Below are 23,498 nucleotides of genomic sequence, written 5' to 3' on the forward strand. Positions count from 1 at the left end.
GCCGGTGCGTGGCTGAAGGGCTGGCGCGAACGGCGCCGTCCGCGACCGTGCTCCGCCGCGGGCGGGAGGCGCGGACGCGCCGTCCCGGGCCGGGAGCCCTCCCGCCGCTACCCTCGGCGTGATGCTCCTCGGGGTCGACGTCGGCGGCACGTTCACGGATGCGGCGCTCGTGGAGGGGGGCCGCGTCCACACCGCCAAGACGCCGACCACGCCGGACGACCAGTCCCGGGGCGTGCTCACGGCCGTCGCCGCGGTGCTCCGGGCCGCCGGCGCGCAGGCGTCCGACGTCACCGGCCTGCGGCACGGCATGACGGTCGCGACCAACGCGCTGCTGGAGGGCCGCGTCGCGCGCACGGTGCTGTGTGCCACCGAGGGCTTCGTCGACCTCGTCGAGCTCGGGCGCCAGGACCGCCCCCACCTCTACGACCTCGCGCGGCCGCGGGTCGCGCCGCTGGTCCCGCCGGAGCGCCGGGTCGCCGTCCCGGAGCGCTGCGGGCCCGACGGACCAGAGCTCCCGCTGGATCCCGCCGCCGCGGACGAGGTCGCCCGCGCGGTCGCGGCCCTGGAGCCGGAGGCCGTCGCCGTGGTCCTGCTGCACGCGGACCGCCACCCGGAGCACGAGCGGCTCCTCGGGCGCGCCCTGCGCGCCGCGCTCGGCGACGACGTCCACGTGTCGCTGTCGCACGAGGCCGTCGGGACGTTCCGGGAGTACGAGCGCGCCGCCACCACCGAGGTCGACGCCGCGGTCTCGCCGCTCGTCGGCCGCTACCTGCGCCGGCTCGCCGCGGGCTGCGAGGACGCCGGGCTCCCCCGCCCCCAGGTCCTGCAGTCCTCCGGCGGCGTCTGCGACCTCGACGAGGCCGCCCGGCGCGGCGCGACGACCGTGCTCTCGGGCCCGGCGGGCGGCGCCGCCGCGGCCGCGATCGTCTCGCGCTCCACGGGCGAGCCGGACCTCCTCTGCTTCGACATGGGCGGGACGTCCTGCGACGTCCTCGTCGTCACCGGCGGCCGGGTCCGCGAGACGGGCGGCGGCGCGATCGGCGGCCGCCCGATCGCGCTGCCCACCGTGGACATCCACACGGTCGGCGCCGGCGGCGGGTCGATCGCGTGGGCGGACGCGGGCGGCGCGCTGCGTGTCGGGCCCCGGTCGGCGGGCGCCGTGCCCGGGCCCGCGGCCTACGGAGGCGGCGGCACCGAGCCGACCGTGACCGACGCGCACGTCGTGCTCGGCACGCTGGGCCCGGAGGCACCGCTCGCCGGCGGGGTGACCCTGGACGTCGACGCCGCCCGCGCCGCCGTCGGGGCGCTGGCCGAGACCACCGGCCTGGGCCTCGACGCCTGCGCCCGCGGCATCCTGCGGGTCGCCGACGCCGAGATGTCCCGCGCCCTGCGCGTGATGACCGTCGAGCGCGGCGTCGACCCCCGAGGCTTCGCCCTGCTGGCCTACGGCGGCGCCGGCGGCCTGCACGCGGCGGGGCTCGCGGCGCGCCTGGGCATCGGTCGCGTCCTCGTCCCCCGCGCCGGCGGCGTCCTCTCGGCCCTGGGCCTCGCCGCCGCCGAGCGCCGGTCGGACACCGCGCGGACGGTCCTCCTGCGCGGCGACGCGATCACGAACGACGCCCTGGCGGCCGACGCGGCGCCGCCGGACCGGGACGCCGAGGCGCGGGTCGAGCGCGCCTACGACGTCCGCTACGCCGGGCAGGCGTTCGAGCTGACCGTGCGGGACGTGGCGCCGGACCCCGGCGCGCTGCGGGAGGCGTTCGCCGCGGCGCACCGCGAGCGCTACGGGTTCGACGACCCCGACGCGGAGCTCGAGCTCGTGACGATCCGCGAGACCGTCCGGAGCCCGGCACCGGAGGTCGCGCTCGGCGCGGGCGGCGACGACGCGACGACGGACGGGCCCGCGGTGGTCCGGTTGGACGGGGCCACGGTCGTCGTGCCCGCCGGGTGGAGCGCACGGACCGACGCGCACGGGACGCTGCACCTGGAGGCGCAGGACGCGGTCCCGGCCCCCGCCCCGTGGGAGGCCGACGCATGAGCGCCCCGGGCCTCGACGCCGTCGACCTCCAGGTCCTCGTCGGCGGGCTGCGCGCCGCCTGCGACGAGATGGGTGCGGTGCTCGTGCGCAGCGCGCACTCCCCGAACATCACCGAGCGCCGCGACTGCTCGACCGCCCTGTTCTCTGCGGCCGGGGAGATGATCGCCCAGGCGGAGCACATCCCCGTCCACCTCGGCGCGATGCCCGCGTCGGTGGCGGCCGTGCGCGACGAGGAGCACCGCCCGGGCGTCTCCTGGATCCTCAACGACCCCTACGCCGGCGGCTCCCACCTGCCCGACATCACCGTCGTCACGCCGGTCTTCGCGGGCGACGCGCCGGGCGGGGAGCCGGCGGACGACGGGTGGCACCGGGCCGACGGTGGCACCGCGTCCGGTGGGGACCGCGTCACGCGGACGGCGACTCCGGGCGGCCGGCAGGACGGGGCGGCAGGCCCGCGCCTCGTCGGATTCGCCGCCGCCCGGGCCCACCACGCCGACGTCGGCGGGCGCACGCCGGGGTCCATGCCCGCGGACTCCACGACGCTCGAGGAGGAGGGCGTGATCATCACGCCGCGCCCGCTCACGCCGGGGCTCGTCGACGAGCTGGCCGGCCTGATGCGGCACCCGGAGCAGCGGCGCGCGGACCTCCGGGCGCAGGTCGCCGCCTGCGAGGCCGGCGCGGCCCGCCTGGCGGAGCTCGCGGCCGCCCGGGGTCCCGACGCCCTGGAGGAGGCGCTGTCCGAGGTCCTCGCCTACGGCGAGCGCCGGATGATCGCGGCGATCGGCTCGCTGCCCCGCGGGGTGCACGAGTTCGACGACCTGCTCGAGGGCCGCGACGGCCCGATCCCGCTGCACGTCCGCGTCGAGGTCCGGGGCGACGCCGTCGAGGTCGACCTGCGGGACGCGCCCGACCAGGGCGCCCACAACCTCAACTGCCCGCGCGCCGTCACCGAGTCGGCCTGTCTGTTCGCCGTGCGGGCGGCCGTCGCGGACGCCGAGCTGCCGACGGACGACGGCACCCGGCGGCGGATCTCCGTGCTGACCCGGCCGGGCTCGATCCTCGACGTGCGCCCCGGGCCCGACGGCGCCCGGCCGGCCGTCGTGGCCGGCAACGTCGAGACGAGCTCGCGGGTGGCGGACCTCGTCCTCGGCGCGCTCGGCCGCGCGCTGGGCCAGGGCACGATGAACAACGTGACGCTCGGCGACGAGCACCGGACGATGTACGAGACGATCGCCGGCGGCCAGGGCGCGCTGCCCGACGCCGACGGCCCGTCGGCGGTGCACGTCGCGATGTCGAACACCCGCAACACCCCCGTGGAGGCGCTCGAGGTCGGCTTCCCCGTGCGCGTCCAGCGCTACGAGATGCGGCGCGGCAGCGGCGGCGCCGGGGCCCACCGCGGGGGCGACGGCGTGGTCCGCGAGCTGCGGGCCCTGGAGCCCCTGGAGTACCAGCTGCTCGGCGAGCGCCGCACGGTCGGGGCACGCGGCGCCGACGGCGGCGAAGACGGCGCTCGGGGGCGGCACGCCCTCGACGGACGGGAGCTCCCGCCCAAGACGGGCGGGTGGATGGAACCCGGCCAGGTCCTCCGGATCGAGACGCCGGGAGGCGGCGGCTGCGGCACCCCGCCTCCGCCGGGCGACGGCCCGGCGGCGCCCTAGCAGGATCCGCCCGGATCCGTGCGCTGCCGCACGGAGTTCAGCGAATCGCTTGGTTTTTGCAGCGGTGTCTGCAACGATGGTTTCTCCGGCCTGGAGCGATCTCCGCTTGTTTTTTGCGGCTGCGCCCAGGTTCGTTTCATCTCCAACAGTTGGTTCCGCCATGCCGATTGCTTTCAAGGAATGGGCGGTCACGGTCCGTGCCCTCGCCGAGGGTGAGCAGCTGCTCACGCTCCGCAAGGGCGGAGTCCGGGAAGAGCACAAGCACTTCCGGCTCGACCACGATCGCTTCTTTCTCTACCCCACCTTCGATCACCAGCGCAACGACGTCATCCGGGAGTCTCACCTCCCGGAGCTGCGTCGCGCCCTCGAGGAGGGCGTGTGGCCTGACGGCGACCCGCCGCCCACCGCGCTGACGGAGGACGGCGGCATCCCGCAGCCGGAGCGCGTCCGCATCCGGGCGTGGGCCGAGGCCGTCGCGCACTACACCGTGACGGACGCGCGCGTCGTCGAGGCGCTCTCCCCGTACTACGTGTGGACGCCCGACTACGCCGAGAAGCGCCTGAAGTGGAAGCACCGCCACCCGCTGCACGTCGTGCTGCTGCGTGCGTACCGCATCCCGCGTCCGGTGACGGTCCGCGTGCGTGACGACTTCGGCGGATGCCGTTCGTGGCTCGAGATCCAGCGCGACCTCCCGTTCGAGGGCACCCCGGTGCTCTCCGACGACGAGTTCACCCGCGCGACGGACCAGATCGAGTCGATCCTGGACGGCAGCGCCGAGCGCGCCGACCTCCCGGCGCTGGCCTAGCGCCCCCGCCCGCCGCCGCCTCGCGCGGCGGGCACCGCAGGACCACGAAGGGCCGCCCCACGGGCGGCCCTTCGTCGTTCCCCGGCGGCGACGGTGCCGACTCGGGCGGGGCAGCCGGCCCGCGGGCGGCGCGGGCGGCGCGGGCGGCGCCGGTCAGTCGTCGAGGACGTCGACGGCCACCTCGGTGACCTCGCCGTCCTCCGCGATCAGGTAGCTGCGGACCTCGGGCTCCGCGCCTTTGGTGCCGATGATCAGCCACTCGACGCCGGGGAGCCGCTGCGGGTCGCGGCCGAAGTTGATGTCCGTCTGCGACGGGTACGGGGCCGAGCGCGTGTGCGAGTGGTAGAGCACGCCGGCCTCGGCGTCCTCGTCGTCGATCGCGAGCATCGCGCGCGGGTACGAGCGGCCGCCGAGCTCGAACCCGAAGACCTTCGGGCCCTGCAGGACGTTCTCGAGCTCGTGCACGCCGACGACGATGTCGTCGCGCACGGCCAACAGGCCGCAGCACTCGTCCGGGGCGTCCCGGAGCGCGTGGGCGACGACCTGGTCCAGGAGCGAGCGGGGGATCCTCACCGGTCGCTCCCCGTGCGGGGGCCGCGCGGCTGCGCGGGACGGCCCGTCACGACTTGTTGGCGCCGAAGGCGTTCTGCGCCTCGGAGCCCTCGCCCGGGACCGTCGCCGTGGGCGCCGGGTCCTCGGCGAGGGCCTCGTCGCCGGCGGGCGGCGCCACGACGGCCGGGCGCTTGCGCGGCGCGGGGCGGTCGTCCTCGTCGTCCTCGAACGGATTGGCGTTCGAGAGGCTGTCCTTGAACTCGCGCATGCCCTTGCCCAGGGACTTGCCGACCTCGGGGAGCTTCTTCGGGCCGAGCACGAGGAGCGCGATCACGAGGACGACGATCAGTTCCGTAGGTCCGATAGGGCCCATCAGGTCACCACCAAAGCGTAGATTCGAGGTCCTTGATCTCTTCGATCGGGCGCGTGTAGATGCCCGACGAGAGGTACTTCCAGCCGTCGTCGCAGACGATGAAGACGACGTTGCCCTCGTCCATCTCGTTCGCGATGCGGACGGCCACCCGGGCGATCGCCCCGGAGCTGACCCCCGCGAAGAGGCCCTCCTCGTCGAGGAGCTTGCGCGTCCAGACGATCGCGTCGGCGTTGGTGACGAAGATCTTGCGGTCCAGCAGGGAGAGATCGATGATCGGCGGGATGAACCCGTCGTCCAGCGAGCGGAGGCCCTGGACGGGCTCGCCCTGCATCGGCTCGGCGGCGACGATCTTGACGCGGTCGCCGAGCTCCTCCTTGAAGCGCCGGCCGTTGCCCATCAGCGTGCCGCCCGTGCCGAGGCCGGCGACGAACGCGTCGACCTGGCCGTCGAGCTCGTCGAGGATCTCGACCGCGGTGCCGTTGTAGTGCGCCAGCGGGTTGGCCGGGTTGCCGTACTGGTACGGCATCACGTACTTGGGGTCCGACGCCGCCATCTCGTTGGCCATCGCCACCGCCCCGTTGCTGCCCTGGTCGCCGGGCGAGTAGACGATCTCGGCGCCGTACATCCGCAGGAGGTCGGTGCGCTCCTGCGTGACGTTGTCGGGCATCACGACCTTGAGCTTGTAGCCCTTGCGCCGGCAGATCATCGCCAGCGCGATCCCGGTGTTGCCCGAGGTGGGCTCCAGGATGATCGAGTCCGGCTTGATCGTGCCGCGCTCCTCGGCGTCCTCGATCAGGGCCTTCGCGACGCGGTCCTTGACCGAGCCGGTGGGGTTCGCGGACTCGAGCTTCGCCCAGATCCGGACGCCGGGCTTCGGCGACAGGCGCTTGAGCTCGATCAGCGGCGTGTGCCCGATCGACTGCACGATGTCGCCGTAGCGACCCGCGCACGGCCGGTTCTCGAGAGGAGGCATCGCCATGACCTCCGAAGTGTAGCCACGAAGCCGCCGCGTCCCGCCCAGATGGACGTCGGGGGCGCTCTGCCGCTCCCGGAGCTCCCGGGCCGGTGGACGGGGACGATCGTGGACGCCCGGCCCGGCGGTCAGTTCGCGGTGCTGAGCACCAGCGGCAGCACCGGTCCCGCTCCGCGCCGCCGCAGCTGCCCGCCGACCATCGCCAGCGTCCAGCCGCTCTGCCGGACGTCGTCCACCAGCAGGCAGCGGCCCTCGGCCGGATCCGCCGTGACCGCGAAGGCGCCGCGGACGTTGGCGGCCTGCTGCGCCGCGCCCCGCTGCCCCGCCTGGCGCGGGCGGTCGTCGCGCCGGGCGACGACCGGCTGCCACGGCAGCTGCAGGGCGGCGGCGAGCCGGGCGGCGAGGTCGGACACCGGGTCCTCCGGCCGGCGCGACGGGACGGCCGTGACCCACGTCGGCCCGACGCCCCAGCCGCGGACGAGCTCCGCGAGCGCCTCGACCACGTCGTCGCCGAGGCGGCCGGACTCGAGCTCCGCGCGGACCTGGCGGTCCCAGCCGGCGTCGCCGCGGCGAGCCAGCGCACGGCCGGGCTCCGTCCGCGCGTCCTCGGGGATCTTGCGCATCTTGCCGCTGCCCGCCTCGGGCGCCATCCGCTTGGGGTCGAAGGAGACCGGGCGCGAGCGCAGCGCCGTCTGCCCGGCCCGGACCAGCTCGACGTCCGGCGCGTCGCCGTACTTCGGCGCGGTGCACGCGGCGCAGCGGCCGCAGTCCCCGGCGTCGGGGTCGTCCAGCTCCTCCTGCAGCGTGCGCATCAGGCAGCGTCCGTCGGTGCCGAAGGCGGCCATGGCGTCCTGCTCCGCCCGGCGCAGCTGCGTGACGTGGCGGTAGCGCTCCTCGTCGTAGACCCAGTCGGTGTCCGGGACGTCGCCCCACCGGCCGTTGGAGCGCCAGACCGCGCCCTCGACGTCCAGGACCTTCAGCATCGACTCCAGGCGCGTGAGCCCGAGGTTGACCTGGGCCTGGACCTCGCGGGTCGTGGCGCCGGCCTCCCCCGCGCCGGCCAGCACCTGCCGGACCTCGGCGACCCGCTCGGCGCTCGGGAAAGCCTGCGTGATGAAGAAGTCCTGGATCCGGCGGTCCTCGGCACCGCGCAGCAGGACGACCTCGGCGTGGTCGACCCCGCGGCCGGCACGGCCGACCTGCTGGTAGTAGGCCACGACCGAGCCGGGTGCCTGGTAGTGGACGATGAAGCCCAGGTCGGGCTTGTCGTAGCCCATCCCCAGGGCGCTGGTGGCGACGACGACCTTGACGTCGTCGCGCTGCAGGCGCTCCTCGAGCGCGATCCGGTCCTCCGATGCCTGCTGGCCGGTGTAGGCCTCCGCGGCGATCCCCTGGTCCTTCAGGAACGCCGCGACCTGCTCCGCGTCGGCCACGGTCAGCGTGTAGACGATGCCCGAGCCCTCCAGCGCGTCGGGGCCCCGGAGGTGCTCGACGAGCCAGGCCAGGCGCTCGGCGGGGTGCGGCAGCTCGACGGCCTCCAGCCGCAGGCTCGTCCGCGCCAGGGACCCGCGGTACGTGCGCAGGGCCCCGGGAGCCGGGGCGCCGTCCTCCCCGGCGGGCGCGGTCAGCTGCTCCACGACGTCCGCCACCACGCGGTCGTTGGCCGTCGCCGTCGTCCCGAGGACCGCCGCGTCCGCAGGCAGCCCCGCGAGCACGTCCTTGATACGCCGGTAGTCGGGGCGGAAGTCGTGGCCCCAGTCCGACACGCAGTGGGCCTCGTCGATGACGAGGAGCCCGGTGCTCGCCGCGACGACCGGCAGCAGGCGCTCGCGGAAGCGGTCGGCGTTCAGGCGCTCGGGGCCGATCAGCAGCAGGTCGACCTCGTCGGCCGCGATCAGCCGCTCGATCTCCGACCAGTCCGACGCGTTGGTCGAGTTGATCGTGTGGGCGCGCAGGCCCATCGACTCCGCCGCCTGCAGCTGGTTGCGCATGAGCGACAACAGCGGCGAGACGATCAGCGTCGGCCCCGCGCCCCGGGCGCGCAGCAGCGCCGTGGCGACGAAGTAGACGGCGCTCTTCCCCCAGCCGGTCCGCTGGACGCAGAGGACGCGGGCGCGGTCCTCCACGAGGTCGGTCACGGCGTCCAGCTGGTGCTCGCGGAAGACCGCCTCGGGGTTGCCGGTCAGCTGCCGGAGGCGTCCGAGGGCCTCGTCGGCGAGGGGGATGTCCGTCGTGGTGACCACGTCCTCCATGCTGCCCTACACCCGTCACCGGGTGGGTGACGGGGTGTTGCGGATCAGACGCGCGCGGGTTGCGACCCTGCGAAGAACTCCGCGTCGGCCTCGCCCAGCGGCGTCACCGGGTCGTCGCCGTAGAGGGTCTCGCCGACGATGGCGCCCCAGTCCGCGCCGGCCCGGAGCTGCCCGAGGACGATCGCGACGACGTCGAACATCCGGCGGACGAGGACCGCCTCGGCCGGGAGCGTGAAGCGGTTGGCCTCGGCGCGGACGGCCTTCATCCGAGCGCGCTGCTCGGCGCGATCGCGCTCGACGGGCTCGACGGCGGCGTCGCCGGTGGACTCCGGACCCGCGTCCCCGACGGCCGGCACGAGCTCCTCGCCGTCGGCCCCGACGGCGCTGGGCGCGCCCCCGGCACCGGGCGCGGCCTCGCCCTCCGGCGTCGTCCAGACCCGCGGATCACCGGCGTCGGGCGCGAACTGCCGCTCCCCCGGCACGGCGTACCAGCCGGCCATCGCCCGCATCAGGCGCAGGACGAGGTCGCCGTCCATCTCGGCCGCGCGCTCGGGCGGCAGGTAGCCGGTGGTGATCAGCGCGTCGCGTAGGGCGCCGGCGTCGGCGTCGCGGGTCGCCGCGGCGATCGCCCGCTCGCCGTCGAGGTACGCCGGGGAGACGTCGCGCAGCAGGCCGAAGTCGAGGAAGCAGACGCGGCCGTCGGCGCAGCGCAGGTAGTTGCCCGGGTGCGGGTCGCCGAGCGCGATGCCCTCGCGGAACAGCAGGCCGAAGAAGAAGCGGACGACGATCTCGCCGTAGCGGTCGCGGTCGTCCTGGTCCAGGCGGCGGACGGCCTCGAAGCGCTGGCCCTCGACGTACTCGGAGACGAGCACGCGGCGGGTCGAGAGCTCGGTGAGGACGCGCGGGATCCGCACGAACGGGTGGCCGCGGTACAGCCGCTCGATCCGGCGGTGGTTCTGGGCCTCCAGCTCGTAGTCGAGCTCCTCGGAGATGCGCTCGCGCAGCTCGTCCGCGAGCGCCCGGGCGTCGAGCCCCGGCGCGAGCCGCTTGACGAGCGGGAGCAGCAGCATCGCGTTGCGCAGGTCCGTCTCCACGGCCTCCGCGACGCCCGGGTACTGGACCTTGACGACGACGTCCTGGCCGTCGAGGGTCGTGGCCCGGTGGACCTGGCCGATCGACGCGGCCGCGAAGGCGTGCTCGTCGAAGGACGAGAAGACGGACGAGAGGGGCCCGCCGAACTCCTCGCGCATCAGCTTCTCGAGCTTGCGGAACGGCACCGGCGGGACGTCGTCGCGGAGCTTCGCGAGCTTCGTCTGCAGCTCGGTGCGCTGGTCCTCGGGCAGGCCGTCGAACTCGACCATCGAGAGGATCTGGCCGACCTTCATGGCGGCGCCGCGCATCTGGCCGAGCTGGTCGACCAGCTGGTGGACCAGCGCCGCGGTGCGGTCGGAGCGGGCCTGCTCGGCGCGCTCGGGCGAGCGGACGCGGTTGGCGGCCCGCATGCCGGTCCAGCGGAGTCCCTGGCCGGCGACGAGGCGGCCGACCCGGGCCGTCCGGGCGACCCGGCCCGTCGGCAGCTCGCCGGCGGCTTCGGGCGGGGTCTCGTTCGGTCCGTCGGGCACCTACGGAAGGTACCCGTCGGACCTCAGCGCCCGATCAGGACGGGCGCTGCGCGGCGCTAGGCCGCGCCACCCGCCATCGCGGGCAGGATCTGGAGCGTGTCGGCCGCGCCGACCTCGGTCTCCAGACCGCCGAGGACGCGGACGTCCTCGTCGTTCAGGTACACGTTGACGAACCGGTTCAGCTCGCCGTCGGCGCCGAAGAGCTGGCTGCCCAGCTCCTCGTGCGACGCGACGAGGTCCTTGAGGACGTCGCCGACCGTGGCGCCGTCGGCGCTCACCTGGCGCTCGCCGCCGACGGACGGGCGCAGGACCGGAGGGATGCGAATGGTGGCCATGAGGCTCCGGACCCTAGCCCGCCGCGGCGCAGAACGCCTCGTAGTCGGGGAAGACGCCCATCTCCTCGTCGGAGATCGACGCGCGGTCGCGGGAGCACACGGGGCACTCCGGGTCCTTGCGGACCTTGACCTCGTTGAACTCGGCGGCCAGTGCGTCGTACATCAGCAGGCGGCCGCGGAGCGGGTCGCCGACGCCGATGATGAGCTTGATGACCTCGGTGGCCTGCAGCAGGCCGGCCGTGCCCGGGAGGACGCCGAGGACGCCGTTGGCGCCGCAGGACGGGGCCAGCTCGGCCGGCGGCGGGACCGGGAAGAGGCAGCGGTAGCAGGGGCCGTCGGGGTGCGAGGTGTCGAAGACCGACAGCTGCGCCTCGAAGCCGAGGATCGCGGCGGAGACGACCGGCTTGTTCAACCGGACGGCGGCGTCGTTGATCAGGTAGCGCGTCGGGAAGTTGTCCGTCCCGTCGACGATGACGTCGTAGTCCTTGAAGAGGTCGAGGACCGTCTCGGCGTCCAGGCGCTGCTGGTGCTGGACGACCTTGACCTCGGGGTTGAGGTCGTTGATCCGCTTCGCGGCGGACTCGACCTTCGGCACGCCGATCGTCGCGGTGCCGTGGACGACCTGGCGCTGCAGGTTCGAGAGGTCGACGACGTCGTCGTCGACGATGCCGATCGTGCCGATACCGGCGGCGGCGAGGTACAGCGCGTTCGGCGAGCCGAGCGCGCCGGCGCCGATCAGGAGGACCTTCGCGTCGATCAGCTTGATCTGGCCCTCGAGGCCGACCTCGTTGATCAGGATGTGCCGGCTGTAGCGCTCGCGCTGCTCGGCGGAGAGCGTGCGCGGGACGTCGACCTCGTAGCCGCGGTCCTTCCACAGCGTGTAGCCGCCGGTCATGGACTCGACGTGCTCGTAGCCGAGGTCCTCCTTCAGCGTGCGCGCGGCCAGGGCCGAGCGGTTGCCGGACGCGCAGTAGAGGACGACGCGCTTGGAGCGGTCGCCGACCGCGCCGTCGATGCGCGACTCGAGGAAGCCACGGGGCACGTGGACGGCGCCCGGCAGCTTGCCGGCGGCGACCTCGTCGCTCTCGCGGACGTCCACCAGGACGACGTTCTCGTCCCACAGCACGTCGTGGACCTGAGCCGGATCGACTTCCTCGATCTGGCCCTTGATCTGGCGGACGAATTCCGCACCCGAAGGGGTCATGTCTTCACCTGAAGGTCCATAGGGTTTCCTTGCTTTACAAAGTGTAGCGCCACCGCGACGGGCCTCCCGTCGGGGAGCGCGCCCACGTCCCGTGCAGTCTCGCGGACCGTCCGGCGCGGCGTGTGGACGGGTTGCACCGCGCCTCGCGGCGCGGGCTCGCGCGCGGAGCCACTACCCTCGATCGGTCGTGAACGCGCGCCTCAGACTCTCCCTCATGACGACCGCGGTCGTCCTGCTCGGCGTCCTCGCGGTGCTCGCGCTGACGAGCTCCGGCGGGCCGGGATCGGGCGACGACGACGGCATCCAGCACGCCGGCTCGCCGTTTCAGGGCGTCAGCCGCCGCGGCGTCGCGTCCCCCGACTTCCGCCTGAAGGACCAGGACGGCCGGGTCGTGTCGCTCGCGTCGCTCCGGGGCCGCCCGGCCATCGTCACGTTCATGTACAGCACGTGCGAGGACACCTGCCCCGCCACGGCCCTCCAGATCGCGTCGAGCCTCGACGAGCTCGGCGAGGACGTGCCGACGGTGATCGTCAGCGTCGACCCGAAGAACGACACCCCCGGCAACGCGCAGCGGTTCCTGAACAAGATGCGCCTGCGGGGGCGCGCCCACTTCGTCCTCGGCACGCAGGCCCAGCTCGAGCCGATCTGGAACGCCTACGCGATCCTGCCGCAGGGCCAGGGCTTCGAGCACTCGGCCGTCGTGCTCGTCCTGGACGCCGAGGGCCGGCAGCAGGTGTCGTTCCCGGCGGAGAAGCTGACGTCGGAGCACCTGGCGCACGACGTCCGCGCCGTCCAGGCGCAGGATCAGGCCAGCGCCCGCTGAGGTCAGGCGGGCTGCGGGACCCCGGCGTCGTCGCCCAGGGCGGCGAACGCGGCGTCCTCGCGGTCGCGGGCGGCGACGAAGACCGTCCAGGCGCTCCGGCCGGGGCGCCGCGACCACGCGGCCCACGCCTCGAGCGCGTCGTCGCGGGCGGCCTCCCAGACCGCCTGGGCGAGGTTCTCGGCGTCGGCGCGACGCACGATCACGTCCCGCGTGTCGGGGACGGAGTCCAGCAGCTCGTGCAGCGCGTGGGTGTCGCAGGGGAGCATCGTTGGTCTCGGTATCGGAAGGATTCGCCTCGTCCTTGAGAACCCCGTCGAAGGTCGTTCGTTGCACCGGCCGGGGACCCCGTGCGAGATCGCACACGCAGGTACGGTGCGGCGTCGTCGCCGGACGCTCCGAGGCCCGGATCGGCGCTGGGGTGCGAGGTCGCGGGGGCGTCCTGCGCCGGACCGCGGCGGGCCCGTCGCCGCCCGGTCCTCAGGCGCCGCTGGGGGCGTCCGGCTCGAGGGGCTCGCCGTCGTGGTCGAACCCGTCCTCGCCCTCCTCGGGCAGCCGGCGCCCGGCGAACCACAGGCCGCCCGCGACGAGCAGGACCGGGGCCAGGTACAGGAAGACGTGGTACCAGTGGCCGATGTGAGCGAGCACGGTCACGACAGCAACCATAGCCCCAGCGAGGTGAAGGCGACCATCACGGCCAGCATCCAGTACTGCGAGCGGGCCGCGGAGCGCGGACCACGGAAGGTCCGCAGGGCGATGTCGTGGGCCGCGACGAGGCCCGCGATGTGGCCGAGGACGAGCGCGACGACCTGGACGTACCAGACGGAGTTGCCGCTCAGCAGGCCGTAGTCGACGCCCCAGCCGGCGGTGCCGAACCAGTCGGCGCCCGTCCCCCGCGGGTCGGAGAACATGAAGCCGAGGGACTGGCCGCGCTGGGCCAGCAGCGAGATGTAGTGCGCGACCGCGTAGCCGACGGCGATCGGGACGATCGTCGGGGCGAAGCGGCCCATCAGCTCACGGGAGTCCAGGCGCGTCGGATCGACGGACCGGACGCCGGCGATGCCGAGGCGGACGAAGCCGCTGACCAGGCCGACGATCACGGCCAGGCCGACCGTCGCCGCCGCCGTCGCCGCGCCGTTGGCGGTGAACCCGAGGTCGGCGAAGCGGTCGGTCAGCCACACCCCCGGCGACCCGTCGGACGTCCACAGCTCGCCCGCCGAGATCCCGTCGAAGGTCGTGGAGCCGACGAGCACGAGGACGACCGCGGCCAGGCCCGGCTGCGGCCCGACGTCGGCGAGGCCCGTGCCCGGCCAGCGGAGGTGCAGGCGGCCGTCGGACCAGCGCAGCGGCGCCAGCGTCGACGCGAGGCCGAAGTAGCGGTCGAAGCCGTCCGCGTGGTCGAGGAAGCGGGTGCCGTAGACGCCGCTGCCGATGAGCATCGCCGCGCCGTAGAGCAGCGCGAGGAGGCCCAGGAGGTCCGGCGCGTCCTTGTCCGGCGCCGCGAGCTCCAGCCACGCGAAGGCCAGGAGGACCGCCGCCGCGGGCCAGAGCCCGAGGCGGGCCGGCCAGGGCATCGGGGCGGGCAGGCCGTCGGGGCCCGCGACGCGCCGGCCGATCCAGGCGGCCGCGTCGGCGATCGCCCGCCACGGGCTGAGGACGCGCCAGAGGTCACCGACGAACAGCGACAGCACGGGCATGCCGACCCAGAAGGCGACGTAGACCATCGTCGGCGCGATGTTCGCCTGGATGTTCTCGGTGCCGGTCAGGCCGGCCCAGACGGTGAGCGCCCAGAGCAGGACGCCGAGCGTGCCGAAGCCGATCCGGCCCGCCGCCCGGACCGCCGCCGGCACCGCGAACGACCGGCCCTCGGCGAGCTGGGCGAGCCGGGGCCGCGGCCAGAGGATCGACAGGCCGACGAACGAGACGACGAGGACGATCGCCGCCGCCCACGCGAACAGCCACTCGGGGATCGGCAGGCTGCGCGTGCCGCCCAGGCCGTGGGCCGCCGCGGGGGACGGGGCCACGAGGGCGGCCGTCGCGACGGCGGTCCCGGCGGCGAGCCACCGCCGTGACCGTCCCGGTCGTGCGTCGAGCATTCGCCGGATGGTAGGGAGCCGGTCGCGCGCCCGACCCCACCCCCCGCGGACGGCGTCCTCGACCGCCCTCCGCGACCGACGATGTACCGTGTCGGCCCTCATGCGCGTCCCCGCGGAGTCCATCCCCGCTCCCCCGTTCCCCCGCCCGGCGCTCTGGGCCAACGTGGCGATGCTGCGGATGGACCAGCAGAAGGGCCGGCCCGTCCTCGTCGAGTTCCTCGACGTCGCGCGGCCCGCGTCGGTGCGCAGCGCCCGCTACCTGCAGGCCTGGCACGAGCGCTACGAGTCCGACGGCCTGCGGGTCGTCGGGGTGCACTGGCCCGGCTTCGAGGTCTCGCGCGGCTACAAGCGCGTCGGCGCGGCGATCAAGCGCCTCGGCCTGACGTTCCCCGTTCTGATCGACGACGAGGGCGCGTACCGCGACGAGTTCGAGGCGCCCGGCTGGCCGTCGCGCTACCTCTTCGACGGCCAGAGCTGGCTCGTGGACTACGAGCACGGCGAGGGCGGCTGGCGCGCGACCGAGGAGGCGTTCCTGGAGCTCCTGGGCCTCGACGCCGAGCCGATCGCCCCGCTGCGCCCGGAGGACGCCGACGACGCGCTCCTGGTCATGCCCACGAACGACCAGGAGGGTCCCTGGTCGGGGTCCTACACCGCCGGCGAGGTCTGGGCGACGCTGGAGCCGCCGGAGGACGGCATCGGCTCGCTCGTCGTCAACGGCGAGACGGTCGTCGTCGAGCACCCCGGCGCGCAGCTGCTGATCGCCCACGACGCGTCGACGACCGGCGAGCTCCGGCTGGAGCCCGGCGACGGCACCGTGGTCCACGCCGTGAGCTTCGCGCCCGGCCTCGCGGCCCCGGAGTCCGAGGGGTAGCGCCCGCGATCAGCGGCGGGCGACGCGGATGCGCAGCTTCGCCGCCGTTCCGCCCTTCGGACGGACCGTGAGCGTCACCAGGCGGCCGGCGTCGGCCCGGGCGGCGCGGAAGACGAAGCTGCGGGCGGACGTCCCGACCCTCTGCAGCGTCTTCACCGTGCGCGAGCCGCGGCGGACGGTCACGTCCGCCGGACCGTTCGCCACCCGGACCCGCACCGTGGTGCGGCCGCCCGGGGCGAGCCGGCGCTTCGCGGCGGCGAGGCTGACCTTCGGCTTCTTCGCGGACCCGCCACCCGTGCCCCCGGCCGTGTCGGCCACGGCCGGGCAGCCGGACGGCAGCGCCTGGGGCTTCGCGTCCGCGGCGACCACGGCGGCGGCGTCGCTGACGCGGCTGGTGCCGTCGGCGGCTCCCACGTAGGCCCGGACCCGGTAGCTGCCCGCCGCCGCGGGGTTCGTCGCGGCGGGCGTCGACGTCGCGCAACCCTGCTCGTCCACGTTCAGGCGCAGGGTGACGCTCGTGAGCTTCGCGCCGAGCGGGAGGTCCGTCGGCACGGCCACCGCGATCAGCGTGGACCCGGCGGTGGCCACCGGGGCGCCCGCGGCGTCGAGGTCCGTCCCCGGCCGCACGGCCGCGGAGAACGAGCCGAACCCGGGGGTGGCCAGGCTCCAGCGGCCGGGGGCCCCGTCGCCGGGCCCCGCCGTCGAGACGGCCAGGCCGCTGAACGCGCCGAGCGTGGTGTCGAGGTCGAGCGTGCCGATCCGCCGGCCCGACGTCGTCCCCGGGTCCAGGGTGAGGCCCTGCACGGCGATCCGGACCTCCTTCGGCGCGGCGTCCGACGCCGGCTGGGCGACCCGGATCGTCAGCGGCCGCGGCACCGCGCCGGGCCGGGCGTCGCCGAGCACCACGGAGTCGACGCCGCCCGAGGTGGCGCCCGCGGTGGCCGGGACGAGCAGGAGGACGGACGACGCGGCCAGCAGGGAAGCGGCGCGAGGGGACGGGATGCGCATGGAGCGCAACCTACCCCGGCAGCGCCCCCAGGAGCTCCAGCAGCCGCGGAGCGCCGTCGGCGTCGACCCGGACGGCGCGCCCGGGCCAGTACGGGCTCCCCGGGCCGAGCCGCTCGCCCGTCGGCGCGCCCCCGGCGTGCACCCACGACCCGGTGTTCCACAGCGTGCCGCCGCGCTCCAGGCGCCACTCCCAGGCCGCGTCGCCCGGCAGCGGCCCGGCACGGTGGGTGTGGCCGACGATCAGGTGGGCGGGACGGAGGTCGAGCTGGCGCGCGACGCGATCCATGCCGCGCAGGCCCGCCACCCGCAGCGTGTCCGGGGTCAGCCGGTCGTCGAGGCCGTCGATCCCGGCGCGGCGCAGCGCCGCGACGACCCGCGGGACCGCGATCCGCAGGCCCCGCCCGGAGACGGACCGGCGGTCGTTCAGGCGCGCCCAGACGTTCGCCGACGCCCGCTGCGACGCGCCGACGCGGGTCCCCGTCGCGTGGTCGGCCAGGGCGTCCATCCAGCCGTAGCCGGGCGAGATCAGGCGCTCGAAGTCGTCCGGGGTGCGCAGCGCGTCGATCGCGACGCCGTGGCTGCGGGCGGCCAGACCGGCCGAGAGGCGCTCGAACGTCGGCATCCGCCAGAGCGCGTCGATGTAGTGGCCGTGCGTGACCAGGACGCCGCCCGTGCCCTCCGCGGGGGGCGGCACGAGCCAGGCGGCCGGGTAGGCGACGCGCAGGCGCGCTCCGACGCCTGCGCCGGAGTGCAGCGCCGCGCCGACCGCCACGGCCAGCGGCGAGGCCGTCGCCGGGTCGACCTCGGCGGCGAGCGCGAGCGGGTCGCCGCGCAGGCGCAGGTCGTGCAGCCACGGGCGGACCATCCGGTGGTCGTGGTTGCCGGCGAGCAGCAGCAGCTCGCGGTCGGGGCCGAGGGCCTCGCCCAGCCGGGCCAGGAACGGGCGCGCGCGCTCGAGGATGGCCCGCGGCGGCGCGTGGCGCAGCTCGAGCAGGTCCCCGGCGACGACCAGCCGCTCGACGCCGTCCAGCGCGGCGAACAGCGCGTCCTGGGCTGGCCCGGGGCCCCGCAGCAGGTCGATCCCCGAGCCCGACCCCAGGTGGAGATCCGAGACGACCAGCGTCGGGGGGACCGCCGCGTCCGTCACCGGCCCGCTCAGGCCTGGACGGCCTCGCGGGCGTGCTGCTCGACGCGGATCGCCTTGGGCAGCATGAAGCGGACGTCCTCGCGGACGACCTCGAGCTCGCGGACCTCCGTCGTCCCGCGGGAGCGGAAGAGGTCGACCAGGCCGGCGACGAGCTCCTCCGGCGCGCTGGCGCCCGACGTGATGCCGACCGTGCGCTTGTCGTCCAGCCACTCGTCCTGGACCTCGTCGACGTGGTCGATGAGGTAGGAGTCGGTGCCCAGCTCGCGGGTGACGTCCACCAGGCGCAGCGAGTTGGAGGAGTTCTTCGAGCCGATCACGAGCACGAGGTCGCACTGCTCGGCGAGCTCCTTGACGGCCGCCTGGCGGTTCGTCGTGGCGTAACAGATGTCGTCCTTGCGCGGACCCGTGATGTGGGTGAAGCGCTCGCGCAGGCGGGTGATGATGTCGCGGGTCTCGCCGACGGAGAGCGTCGTCTGCGAGATGTAGGCGAGCTTCTCGGTGTCGGGGTCGATGTCGAGCGTGTCGACGTCGGCGATCGTCTCGACCAGCGTGATGTGGTCGGGCGCCTCGCCCATCGTGCCCTCGACCTCCTCGTGGCCCGCGTGGCCGATGAGGATCATGTGATACCCCTCCTCGGCGAACTTCACGGCCTCGCGGTGGACCTTCGTCACCAGGGGACAGGTCGCGTCGATCGTGCGCAGGCCGCGCTCCGCCGCGTCGGCGTGGACCGCGGGGCTGACGCCGTGGGCGCTGAAGACCGTGATCGCGTTCGCGGGGACCTCGTCCGTCAGCTCGTCCACGAAGACGGCGCCGCGGGCGCGCAGGCTCTCGACCACGTGCTTGTTGTGGACGATCTCCTTGCGGACGTAGACCGGGGGGCCGTAGAGGTCCAGCGCGCGCTCGACGGTCTGGACGGCCCGGTCCACGCCGGCGCAGAAGCCGCGCGGGCGCGCGAGCAGGACGGTGTCCGGGGTGGGGAGCGAGGTCACGCCTCCATGGTAGCTGCCTGCGGGCCGCGGGGATACCGATTCCCGACCACCAGGGTCGGAGATCGGTCACGGACGGGGAGCCTCGGCACGCGGGCGCACCCGAGAACCTGGGTCATACAAGGACCGGGGACGCCCGGGCGCTAGGGTCGATCCATGAGAGCCCTGACCGTCGACGGCCCCCGATCGCGCCCGCGGCTGGCGGAGGTCCCCGCCCCGTCGCCCGGCCCGGGCGAGCTGCAGGTCGCCGTCAGCACCAGCGCGGTGTCGGGACTCGACGTCGCGATCGCGCAGGGCCGGACGCTCGAGCTCGCCGACCACGTCTTCCCCGTCACCCTCGGGCGCAGCTTCGCGGGGACGGTGACGGCGGTCGGCCCCGGCGTCGAGCGCCGGTCCGTCGGCGACCGGGTCTTCGGGCTCGTGCTCGGCGGCGTCGTCCAACGCGGCGCCTGGGCGGAGCGGATCGTCGTGCCCGACGGCGACCTGGTCGCGGCGATCCCGGACGGGGTCGACGACGCCGTCGCGGGCGCGCTCGGGCTCGCGGGCGTGGTCGCGATGAACCTCGTCAGCGCCGCGCGGGCCGCGCCGGGCCGCGAGCTCCTGGTCGACGGCGACGTCTTCGGGCTGGCCCCGATCGTCGTCGCCCTCGCCGTCGCGCGCGGGGCCCGCGTCGTGGCGACCGGTGCCGCCGACGACGAGGCGCTGCTGCGCGAGCAGGGCGCGCACGAGGTGCTCGACCCCGGGTCCGACGTCGTCGCCGCGCTGCGGGCGCTCAGGCCCGACGGCGTGGACGCGCTGGTCGACCTCGTCGACCGTGATCACGACGACTTCAAGGCCGCGCTGGGGGTGCTCCACGAGGGTGGCTACGCGGTGTCCGCCTTCGGCGCCGCGACGGGGTCCGGGCGCCCCGACGTCGACGTCACCAACGTCTTCCTCGAGCCGAACCCCGGGCAGCTCGACGAGCTCGCCCGGCTGGTTGCCGACGGGGCGCTGCGCGTACCCGTGGCCGCCACGCTCGACCTCGCCGCGATCGGCGAGGACCCGGCGACGTGGTCCTCCGGCCCGCGGGGCGTCCGCGTCGTGACGGTCTCGCCCGTGGCCGTGCCCGGGGCCTGAGCGGCCGGCGGCGCGGGACCGCCTCCGCCGACGGCCTGAGCGACGGTCCGCGCCAGGCGTCGGCGCCCCGCCGGGGTCCGGCCGCGGAACGCCCGCCGTCCCGGCTCAGCGGCGGCGCTCGGCCGTCAGCCAGCCGACGACGGTCTCCCCCGTGGCGTCGAGCGCCCGCTCGGACAGGTGGTCGATCGTGTCGTCCACGGTGTTCTTCTGCGGGTGGTCCCAGTCGATGAGGTCGACGGCCGGGACGCCGGCGCGCAGGAACGGCAGGTGGTCGTCGACGATCCCGATCCCCGTGCCGGCGAAGACCTTCCCGACGCCGGCCCGGCCCGCGGCCGCGCGGACGCGGCGCCAGAGGGTCCGGTCCGATCCGAGCTCGCGCGGGAGCCGCAGACCCCGCCCGGCGACGTAGTCGGCCAGCACCAGCGAGCCGACCTCCGAGGCGTGGGCCGCGGCGTAGGCCGTCGAGCCGCGCAGGCCGTCGCGCTCGAACTGGTCGTCGTCGCCGCCGGGCGGCAGCTCCTCGCCGTCGAAGAGGACGAAGCGGACCTCGCGGGCGCCGGCGGGCCGGGGCCGGCGCGAGAGCGCGCGGGCGGCCTCGAGCACGACGGCCGTACCGGCCGCGGAGTCGTTGGCGCCGACGAAGCCGACGGGCAGCAGCTGGGTGTCGTAGTGGGCGGCCAGGACCACGGCGGGGGCCCGGCCGGGGATGCGTCCCACGAGGTTGACGAGCCCCGGATGGCCGGTCACGGGCTCGCTGCGGGCGTCGGGCAGGCGCCGGAGCAGCTCACGGCGGACGCCCGCCAGCGCGTCGCTGCCCGCGGGCCGGGGTCCGGCGGCGACCTGGAGCCGGACGAGCCGCAGGGCCCGCGCGGCGTCGAACGCGGAGGTGCGCGCCTCCGGGACGGCCGGGTCGGGCCGGCGGGCGGCCGCGACCTGGCGGTCCAGGGTCGCCCGCGTCGGCACCCCGTCCGCGGCCGTCGTCGTCGCAGGGGCGGCGGCCTTCGTCGGCACCGTCGCCACGGAGTTGCGCGTCGACGTCGTGGTGCGGCGCTCGGGCCGGTTGCCGGAGATCGCCTGGACCAGCGCGAGCAGCACCGCGGCCCCCAGCGTGGCCGCCACGACGAGGAGCACGATCCGGATCGCGGAAGGGCGCTGACGGTGCATGCCCCGGCAGCCTACGGACCCGGTGCCGCACGGTGACGGGGCCCGGCACCGCAAGTAGGGTGGGCGATGGCCCGTCGGGGCGGTTGCTCGCCGGGCCGTGGCATCCCGACGACCGAGGACTCTCCCCATGGCCCAGCAGCGCTCCGACCGGCTCACGGCCGTCGACGCCGGCTTCCTCCACCAGGAGGGCCCGGCCTCGCACATGCACATCGGCGGGCTCACGGTCTTCGAGGGGCCGCCCCCGTCCTTCGACGAGGTCCTCGAGACCGTCCGCGGCCGGCTGCACCTCCTGCCGCGCTACCGCCAGCGGCTCGAGCACGCCCCGCTGCAGTCGGGCAACCCCGTGTGGATCGACGATCCCGCGTTCAACCTCGAGTACCACGTGCGCCGCACCGCGCTGCCCGCACCGGGCAAGCGGACCCAGCTTCGCGAGGCGACGGCGCAGATCTTCTCGCAGCGCCTGGACCGCTCGAAGCCCCTGTGGGAGCTGTGGGTGATCGAGGGGATCGAGACCGACCGCTGGGCGATGATCTCGAAGACCCACCACGCGCTGATCGACGGGCTCAGCGGCATCGACATCGCCACCGCGCTGCTGGACCTCGGCCCGGAGCCGATGGTCGTCCCGCACCCCGACGAGGCGTGGCAGCCCCGCCCGGTGCCGACGCGCGCCGAGCTGCTCGCCGAGGGCGTCCGCGGCGCCGCACGCGCCGGGATCCTGGGGACCGCCCGCGCGGTCGAGGCGCTCGGCCGTCCCCGGGCCGCGCTGGGCCGCGCCCGCGAGGTCGGCGAAGGCGTCGGCGAGATGGCGTGGGCGCTCCTGAACCCCGCCCCCGCGACCCCGCTGAACGTCCCGATCGGCCCGCACCGCCGCTACCGCGCGGTGGAGTGCGACCTGGCGACGTTCAAGCGGATCAAGGACGCGTTCGGCGGGACGGTCAACGACGTCGTCCTCGCCGTCGTGACCGCCGCGCTGCGCGAGTGGCTGCGGGAGCGCGGCGTGCGCACCGAGGGCCTCGAGCTGCGCGCGCTCGTTCCGGTGTCCACCCGCGCGAAGGACGAGCAGGGCCAGCTCGGCAACCGCCTGACGGCGATGCGCGGCCCGCTCCCGGTCTACATCGACGACCCGGTGCAGCGGCTGACGCTGATCCGCGAGGCGATGAAGGACCTGAAGGAGAGCAAGCAGGCGCTCGGCGCCGAGGCGATCGCGAACGTCCAGAACTTCGCGCCGCCGACGATCCTCGCGCAGGCCTCGCGGCTGACGTTCTCCACCCGCCTCTTCAACCTGCTCGTGACGAACGTCCCGGGTCCGCAGTTCCCGCTGTACTTCCGCGGCCGCCGGATGGAACGCGCCTTCCCCATCGCGTTCCTGCCCCAGGACCACGCGCTGGCGATCGCGATCCTCTCCTACGACGGGGCCGTGAACTTCGGCCTCATCGGCGACCACGACGCGCTGCCGGACCTCAAGCTCATCGCCGACGGCATCGCGCAGGAGATCGACCGGCTCGACGCGCTCGCGGCGCAGGTGGCGGCGGAGCGGGAGACCGCGGCCGGGTCGCGCTGAGGGCCACCGCTACGGCCGCGTCAGCGTGATCGCGCGCTTCGCGGAGAGCTTCGCGCGGTTGCCGGCCCGGTCGACCGCCCGGAGCGTGAAGCGGACCTCGCCGCGCGGGACGTCGACCGTGAGGCCGCGGCGAGCGGCCCCGACGTACTGGAACCTCGCGCCGTCGACGCTCCGCCACAGCTCGACCGTCCGGATCCCGGACGGCACCAGCGGCGCCGGCGAGCGGTCGGTGCCGCGCCAGCTGAGCGTCGCCGTCGGGCCCGCGATCGCGCGGGAGCCGGCCGCGAACGTCGCGGACGGGGCGCGCAGGTCGATCTTCCGCGCGGCCTCGACGGCCGCCTCCCCGTCGACGACGCCCCAGCCGAGCGCCGGGGTCCAGCCCGCGGCGCGCTTGGCGGTGCGCTTGAGCAGGCTGACGATCGCCGCGGACCCGAGGTCGGGGTTGGCGCTGCGCACCAGGGCCGCGACGCCCGCGACCATCGGCGTCGCCATCGACGTGCCCGCCTGGTACGCGTAGCGGGTGTCGCCGCGGATGCTCGTGCGCGTCGCCGCCGCGGCGCCGGACGAGGTCGGGCTCTCGTCGGCCGGCACGCCGGGCGGGAACGCGCCGACGATCCCGGGGGGACCGCCCGCGCCCTGGTCCGCGTACGCCCCGTAGGCCGCGACGCTGACCTGGCTGCCGGAGCCGGCGAACGACGCGCGGGCACCGGCCGCCGTGGCCGCGGTGACGGTGAGCCCGATCCCGGCGTCGGGGTCCGAGCCGGTGCCGGAGGGCTGCAGGACGTTCGCGGGCCACCCCTGCTCGGTGGTCGGCACGTCCGCCGCGGTGCGTAGCACTCAGGATTTCGAAGGGCACCGGACACGCAGATCGCACGGGCCGCCGACACGGTCGGCAGGATCCGCCCCATGCGCTCAGC

The 23,498-nt window shown here is 75.3% G+C and carries 21 protein-coding genes and 1 pseudogene; 7 read left to right on the top strand and 15 right to left on the bottom strand.

All coding sequences use genetic code 11. The features are described 5' to 3' along the window. The first annotated feature begins 121 nt into the window (after positions 1-121). From AB0L40_RS16810 to AB0L40_RS16820, 3 genes are all read left to right on the top strand, one after another. Complete coding sequence (locus AB0L40_RS16810; protein ID WP_364356826.1) at positions 122-2,038, top strand: hydantoinase/oxoprolinase family protein; 1,917 nt, start codon at positions 122-124, stop codon at positions 2,036-2,038. Then, complete coding sequence (locus AB0L40_RS16815) at positions 2,035-3,696, top strand: hydantoinase B/oxoprolinase family protein (protein WP_364356829.1); 1,662 nt, start codon at positions 2,035-2,037, stop codon at positions 3,694-3,696. Before AB0L40_RS16810 ends, AB0L40_RS16815 begins: the two co-directional genes overlap by 4 nt. Positions 3,697-3,856: 160 nt before the next feature. After that, the gene (locus tag AB0L40_RS16820; protein ID WP_364356832.1) at positions 3,857-4,501 is read left to right on the top strand and encodes a DUF1802 family protein; all 645 of its coding nucleotides are present in this window, start codon (positions 3,857-3,859) and stop codon (positions 4,499-4,501) included. A gap of 153 nt (positions 4,502-4,654) precedes the next feature. On the opposite strand, the gene AB0L40_RS16825 is transcribed toward AB0L40_RS16820, so the two are convergent. From AB0L40_RS16825 to moeB, 7 genes and pseudogenes are all read right to left on the bottom strand, one after another. Further along, positions 4,655-5,074 carry a M67 family metallopeptidase gene (locus AB0L40_RS16825; RefSeq protein WP_364356835.1) on the bottom strand — a complete coding sequence of 140 codons (420 nt, stop codon included), beginning with the start codon at positions 5,072-5,074 and terminating at the stop codon, positions 4,655-4,657. A 196-nt stretch (positions 5,075-5,270) separates the two neighbouring features. Further along, positions 5,271-5,426: pseudogene (tatA, locus tag AB0L40_RS16830) on the bottom strand (twin-arginine translocase TatA/TatE family subunit); the annotation flags it as partial. Between the two features lie 4 nt (positions 5,427-5,430). After that, positions 5,431-6,405: a cysteine synthase family protein gene (locus tag AB0L40_RS16835; RefSeq protein WP_364356838.1), complete on the bottom strand. Its 975-nt coding sequence runs from the start codon at positions 6,403-6,405 to the stop codon at positions 5,431-5,433. 122 nt (positions 6,406-6,527) lie between these two features. After that, complete coding sequence (locus tag AB0L40_RS16840) at positions 6,528-8,651, bottom strand: RecQ family ATP-dependent DNA helicase (protein ID WP_364356841.1); 2,124 nt, start codon at positions 8,649-8,651, stop codon at positions 6,528-6,530. Between the two features lie 44 nt (positions 8,652-8,695). Next, entirely contained in the window at positions 8,696-10,273 is a 1,578-nt protein-coding gene (locus AB0L40_RS16845) for an AarF/ABC1/UbiB kinase family protein (protein ID WP_364356844.1), read from the bottom strand. Positions 10,274-10,329: 56 nt separating this feature from the next. Then, positions 10,330-10,608: a ubiquitin-like small modifier protein 1 gene (locus AB0L40_RS16850; RefSeq protein WP_364356847.1), complete on the bottom strand. Its 279-nt coding sequence runs from the start codon at positions 10,606-10,608 to the stop codon at positions 10,330-10,332. 13 nt (positions 10,609-10,621) lie between these two features. After that, positions 10,622-11,812 carry a molybdopterin-synthase adenylyltransferase MoeB gene (gene moeB, locus AB0L40_RS16855; protein ID WP_364356850.1) on the bottom strand — a complete coding sequence of 397 codons (1,191 nt, stop codon included), beginning with the start codon at positions 11,810-11,812 and terminating at the stop codon, positions 10,622-10,624. 214 nt (positions 11,813-12,026) lie between these two features. Between moeB and AB0L40_RS16860 the strand changes: the two genes are divergently transcribed. Then, positions 12,027-12,635, top strand: coding sequence for an SCO family protein (locus AB0L40_RS16860; RefSeq protein WP_364356853.1), 609 nt, complete (start codon positions 12,027-12,029; stop codon positions 12,633-12,635). 2 nt (positions 12,636-12,637) lie between these two features. Here the strand turns inward: AB0L40_RS16860 and AB0L40_RS16865 are convergent, their stop codons facing one another. From AB0L40_RS16865 to AB0L40_RS16875, 3 genes are all read right to left on the bottom strand, one after another. Beyond that, positions 12,638-12,901: a hypothetical protein gene (locus AB0L40_RS16865; RefSeq protein ID WP_364356856.1), complete on the bottom strand. Its 264-nt coding sequence runs from the start codon at positions 12,899-12,901 to the stop codon at positions 12,638-12,640. A gap of 211 nt (positions 12,902-13,112) precedes the next feature. Beyond that, positions 13,113-13,286: a hypothetical protein gene (locus AB0L40_RS16870; RefSeq protein ID WP_364356859.1), complete on the bottom strand. Its 174-nt coding sequence runs from the start codon at positions 13,284-13,286 to the stop codon at positions 13,113-13,115. Further along, positions 13,283-14,728, bottom strand: a complete 1,446-nt coding sequence (locus AB0L40_RS16875; protein WP_364356862.1) for a fenitrothion hydrolase — start codon at positions 14,726-14,728, stop codon at positions 13,283-13,285. The genes AB0L40_RS16870 and AB0L40_RS16875 overlap by 4 nt, the downstream gene beginning before the upstream one ends. Positions 14,729-14,828: 100 nt before the next feature. Here AB0L40_RS16875 and AB0L40_RS16880 point away from each other — a divergent pair, with 100 nt between their 5' ends. After that, positions 14,829-15,599 carry a DipZ protein gene (locus AB0L40_RS16880; protein ID WP_364356865.1) on the top strand — a complete coding sequence of 257 codons (771 nt, stop codon included), beginning with the start codon at positions 14,829-14,831 and terminating at the stop codon, positions 15,597-15,599. 9 nt (positions 15,600-15,608) lie between these two features. On the opposite strand, the gene AB0L40_RS16885 is transcribed toward AB0L40_RS16880, so the two are convergent. From AB0L40_RS16885 to AB0L40_RS16895, 3 genes are read right to left on the bottom strand one after another with little or no spacing between them, the layout of a single operon-like run. Next, complete coding sequence (locus AB0L40_RS16885) at positions 15,609-16,607, bottom strand: hypothetical protein (RefSeq protein WP_364356868.1); 999 nt, start codon at positions 16,605-16,607, stop codon at positions 15,609-15,611. Between the two features lie 10 nt (positions 16,608-16,617). Continuing rightward, entirely contained in the window at positions 16,618-17,754 is a 1,137-nt protein-coding gene (locus tag AB0L40_RS16890; protein WP_364356871.1) for a hypothetical protein, read from the bottom strand. A gap of 8 nt (positions 17,755-17,762) precedes the next feature. Further along, positions 17,763-18,743 (bottom strand): 4-hydroxy-3-methylbut-2-enyl diphosphate reductase, encoded by a 981-nt coding sequence (locus tag AB0L40_RS16895; protein WP_364356874.1) that lies wholly within the window; start codon positions 18,741-18,743, stop codon positions 17,763-17,765. A gap of 153 nt (positions 18,744-18,896) precedes the next feature. Here AB0L40_RS16895 and AB0L40_RS16900 point away from each other — a divergent pair, with 153 nt between their 5' ends. Continuing rightward, on the top strand, positions 18,897-19,856 hold the full coding sequence (locus tag AB0L40_RS16900) for an NADP-dependent oxidoreductase (RefSeq protein ID WP_364356877.1): 960 nt from the start codon (positions 18,897-18,899) through the stop codon (positions 19,854-19,856). Between the two features lie 105 nt (positions 19,857-19,961). Here the strand turns inward: AB0L40_RS16900 and AB0L40_RS16905 are convergent, their stop codons facing one another. Then, positions 19,962-21,020 (bottom strand): M28 family metallopeptidase, encoded by a 1,059-nt coding sequence (locus tag AB0L40_RS16905; protein WP_364356880.1) that lies wholly within the window; start codon positions 21,018-21,020, stop codon positions 19,962-19,964. Positions 21,021-21,147: 127 nt separating this feature from the next. Here AB0L40_RS16905 and AB0L40_RS16910 point away from each other — a divergent pair, with 127 nt between their 5' ends. Continuing rightward, on the top strand, positions 21,148-22,581 hold the full coding sequence (locus AB0L40_RS16910; protein WP_364356883.1) for a wax ester/triacylglycerol synthase family O-acyltransferase: 1,434 nt from the start codon (positions 21,148-21,150) through the stop codon (positions 22,579-22,581). Positions 22,582-22,590: 9 nt separating this feature from the next. Here AB0L40_RS16910 and AB0L40_RS16915 read toward each other — a convergent pair whose 3' ends face one another. Further along, the gene (locus AB0L40_RS16915) at positions 22,591-23,397 is read right to left on the bottom strand and encodes a S8 family serine peptidase (protein ID WP_364356886.1); all 807 of its coding nucleotides are present in this window, start codon (positions 23,395-23,397) and stop codon (positions 22,591-22,593) included. Between the last annotated feature and the right edge of the window lie 101 nt (positions 23,398-23,498).

The organism is Patulibacter sp. NPDC049589 (assembly GCF_040675535.1).
Taxonomy (GTDB): domain Bacteria; phylum Actinomycetota; class Thermoleophilia; order Solirubrobacterales; family Solirubrobacteraceae; genus Patulibacter.

Excerpts from the sequence above, each read along its gene's own strand:
- AB0L40_RS16810 (WP_364356826.1), top strand. The coding sequence starts at position 122 with ATGCTCCTCGGGGTCGACGTCGGCGGCACGTTCACGGATGCGGCGCTC.
- AB0L40_RS16815 (WP_364356829.1), top strand. The coding sequence starts at position 2,035 with ATGAGCGCCCCGGGCCTCGACGCCGTCGACCTCCAGGTCCTCGTCGGC.
- AB0L40_RS16820 (WP_364356832.1), top strand. The coding sequence starts at position 3,857 with ATGCCGATTGCTTTCAAGGAATGGGCGGTCACGGTCCGTGCCCTCGCC.
- AB0L40_RS16835 (WP_364356838.1), bottom strand. The coding sequence starts at position 6,405 with ATGGCGATGCCTCCTCTCGAGAACCGGCCGTGCGCGGGTCGCTACGGC.
- AB0L40_RS16840 (WP_364356841.1), bottom strand. The coding sequence starts at position 8,651 with ATGGAGGACGTGGTCACCACGACGGACATCCCCCTCGCCGACGAGGCC.
- AB0L40_RS16850 (WP_364356847.1), bottom strand. The coding sequence starts at position 10,608 with ATGGCCACCATTCGCATCCCTCCGGTCCTGCGCCCGTCCGTCGGCGGC.
- moeB (WP_364356850.1), bottom strand. The coding sequence starts at position 11,812 with ATGACCCCTTCGGGTGCGGAATTCGTCCGCCAGATCAAGGGCCAGATC.
- AB0L40_RS16860 (WP_364356853.1), top strand. The coding sequence starts at position 12,027 with ATGACGACCGCGGTCGTCCTGCTCGGCGTCCTCGCGGTGCTCGCGCTG.
- AB0L40_RS16865 (WP_364356856.1), bottom strand. The coding sequence starts at position 12,901 with ATGCTCCCCTGCGACACCCACGCGCTGCACGAGCTGCTGGACTCCGTC.
- AB0L40_RS16875 (WP_364356862.1), bottom strand. The coding sequence starts at position 14,728 with ATGCTCGACGCACGACCGGGACGGTCACGGCGGTGGCTCGCCGCCGGG.
- AB0L40_RS16880 (WP_364356865.1), top strand. The coding sequence starts at position 14,829 with ATGCGCGTCCCCGCGGAGTCCATCCCCGCTCCCCCGTTCCCCCGCCCG.
- AB0L40_RS16885 (WP_364356868.1), bottom strand. The coding sequence starts at position 16,607 with ATGCGCATCCCGTCCCCTCGCGCCGCTTCCCTGCTGGCCGCGTCGTCC.
- AB0L40_RS16900 (WP_364356877.1), top strand. The coding sequence starts at position 18,897 with ATGAGAGCCCTGACCGTCGACGGCCCCCGATCGCGCCCGCGGCTGGCG.
- AB0L40_RS16905 (WP_364356880.1), bottom strand. The coding sequence starts at position 21,020 with ATGCACCGTCAGCGCCCTTCCGCGATCCGGATCGTGCTCCTCGTCGTG.
- AB0L40_RS16910 (WP_364356883.1), top strand. The coding sequence starts at position 21,148 with ATGGCCCAGCAGCGCTCCGACCGGCTCACGGCCGTCGACGCCGGCTTC.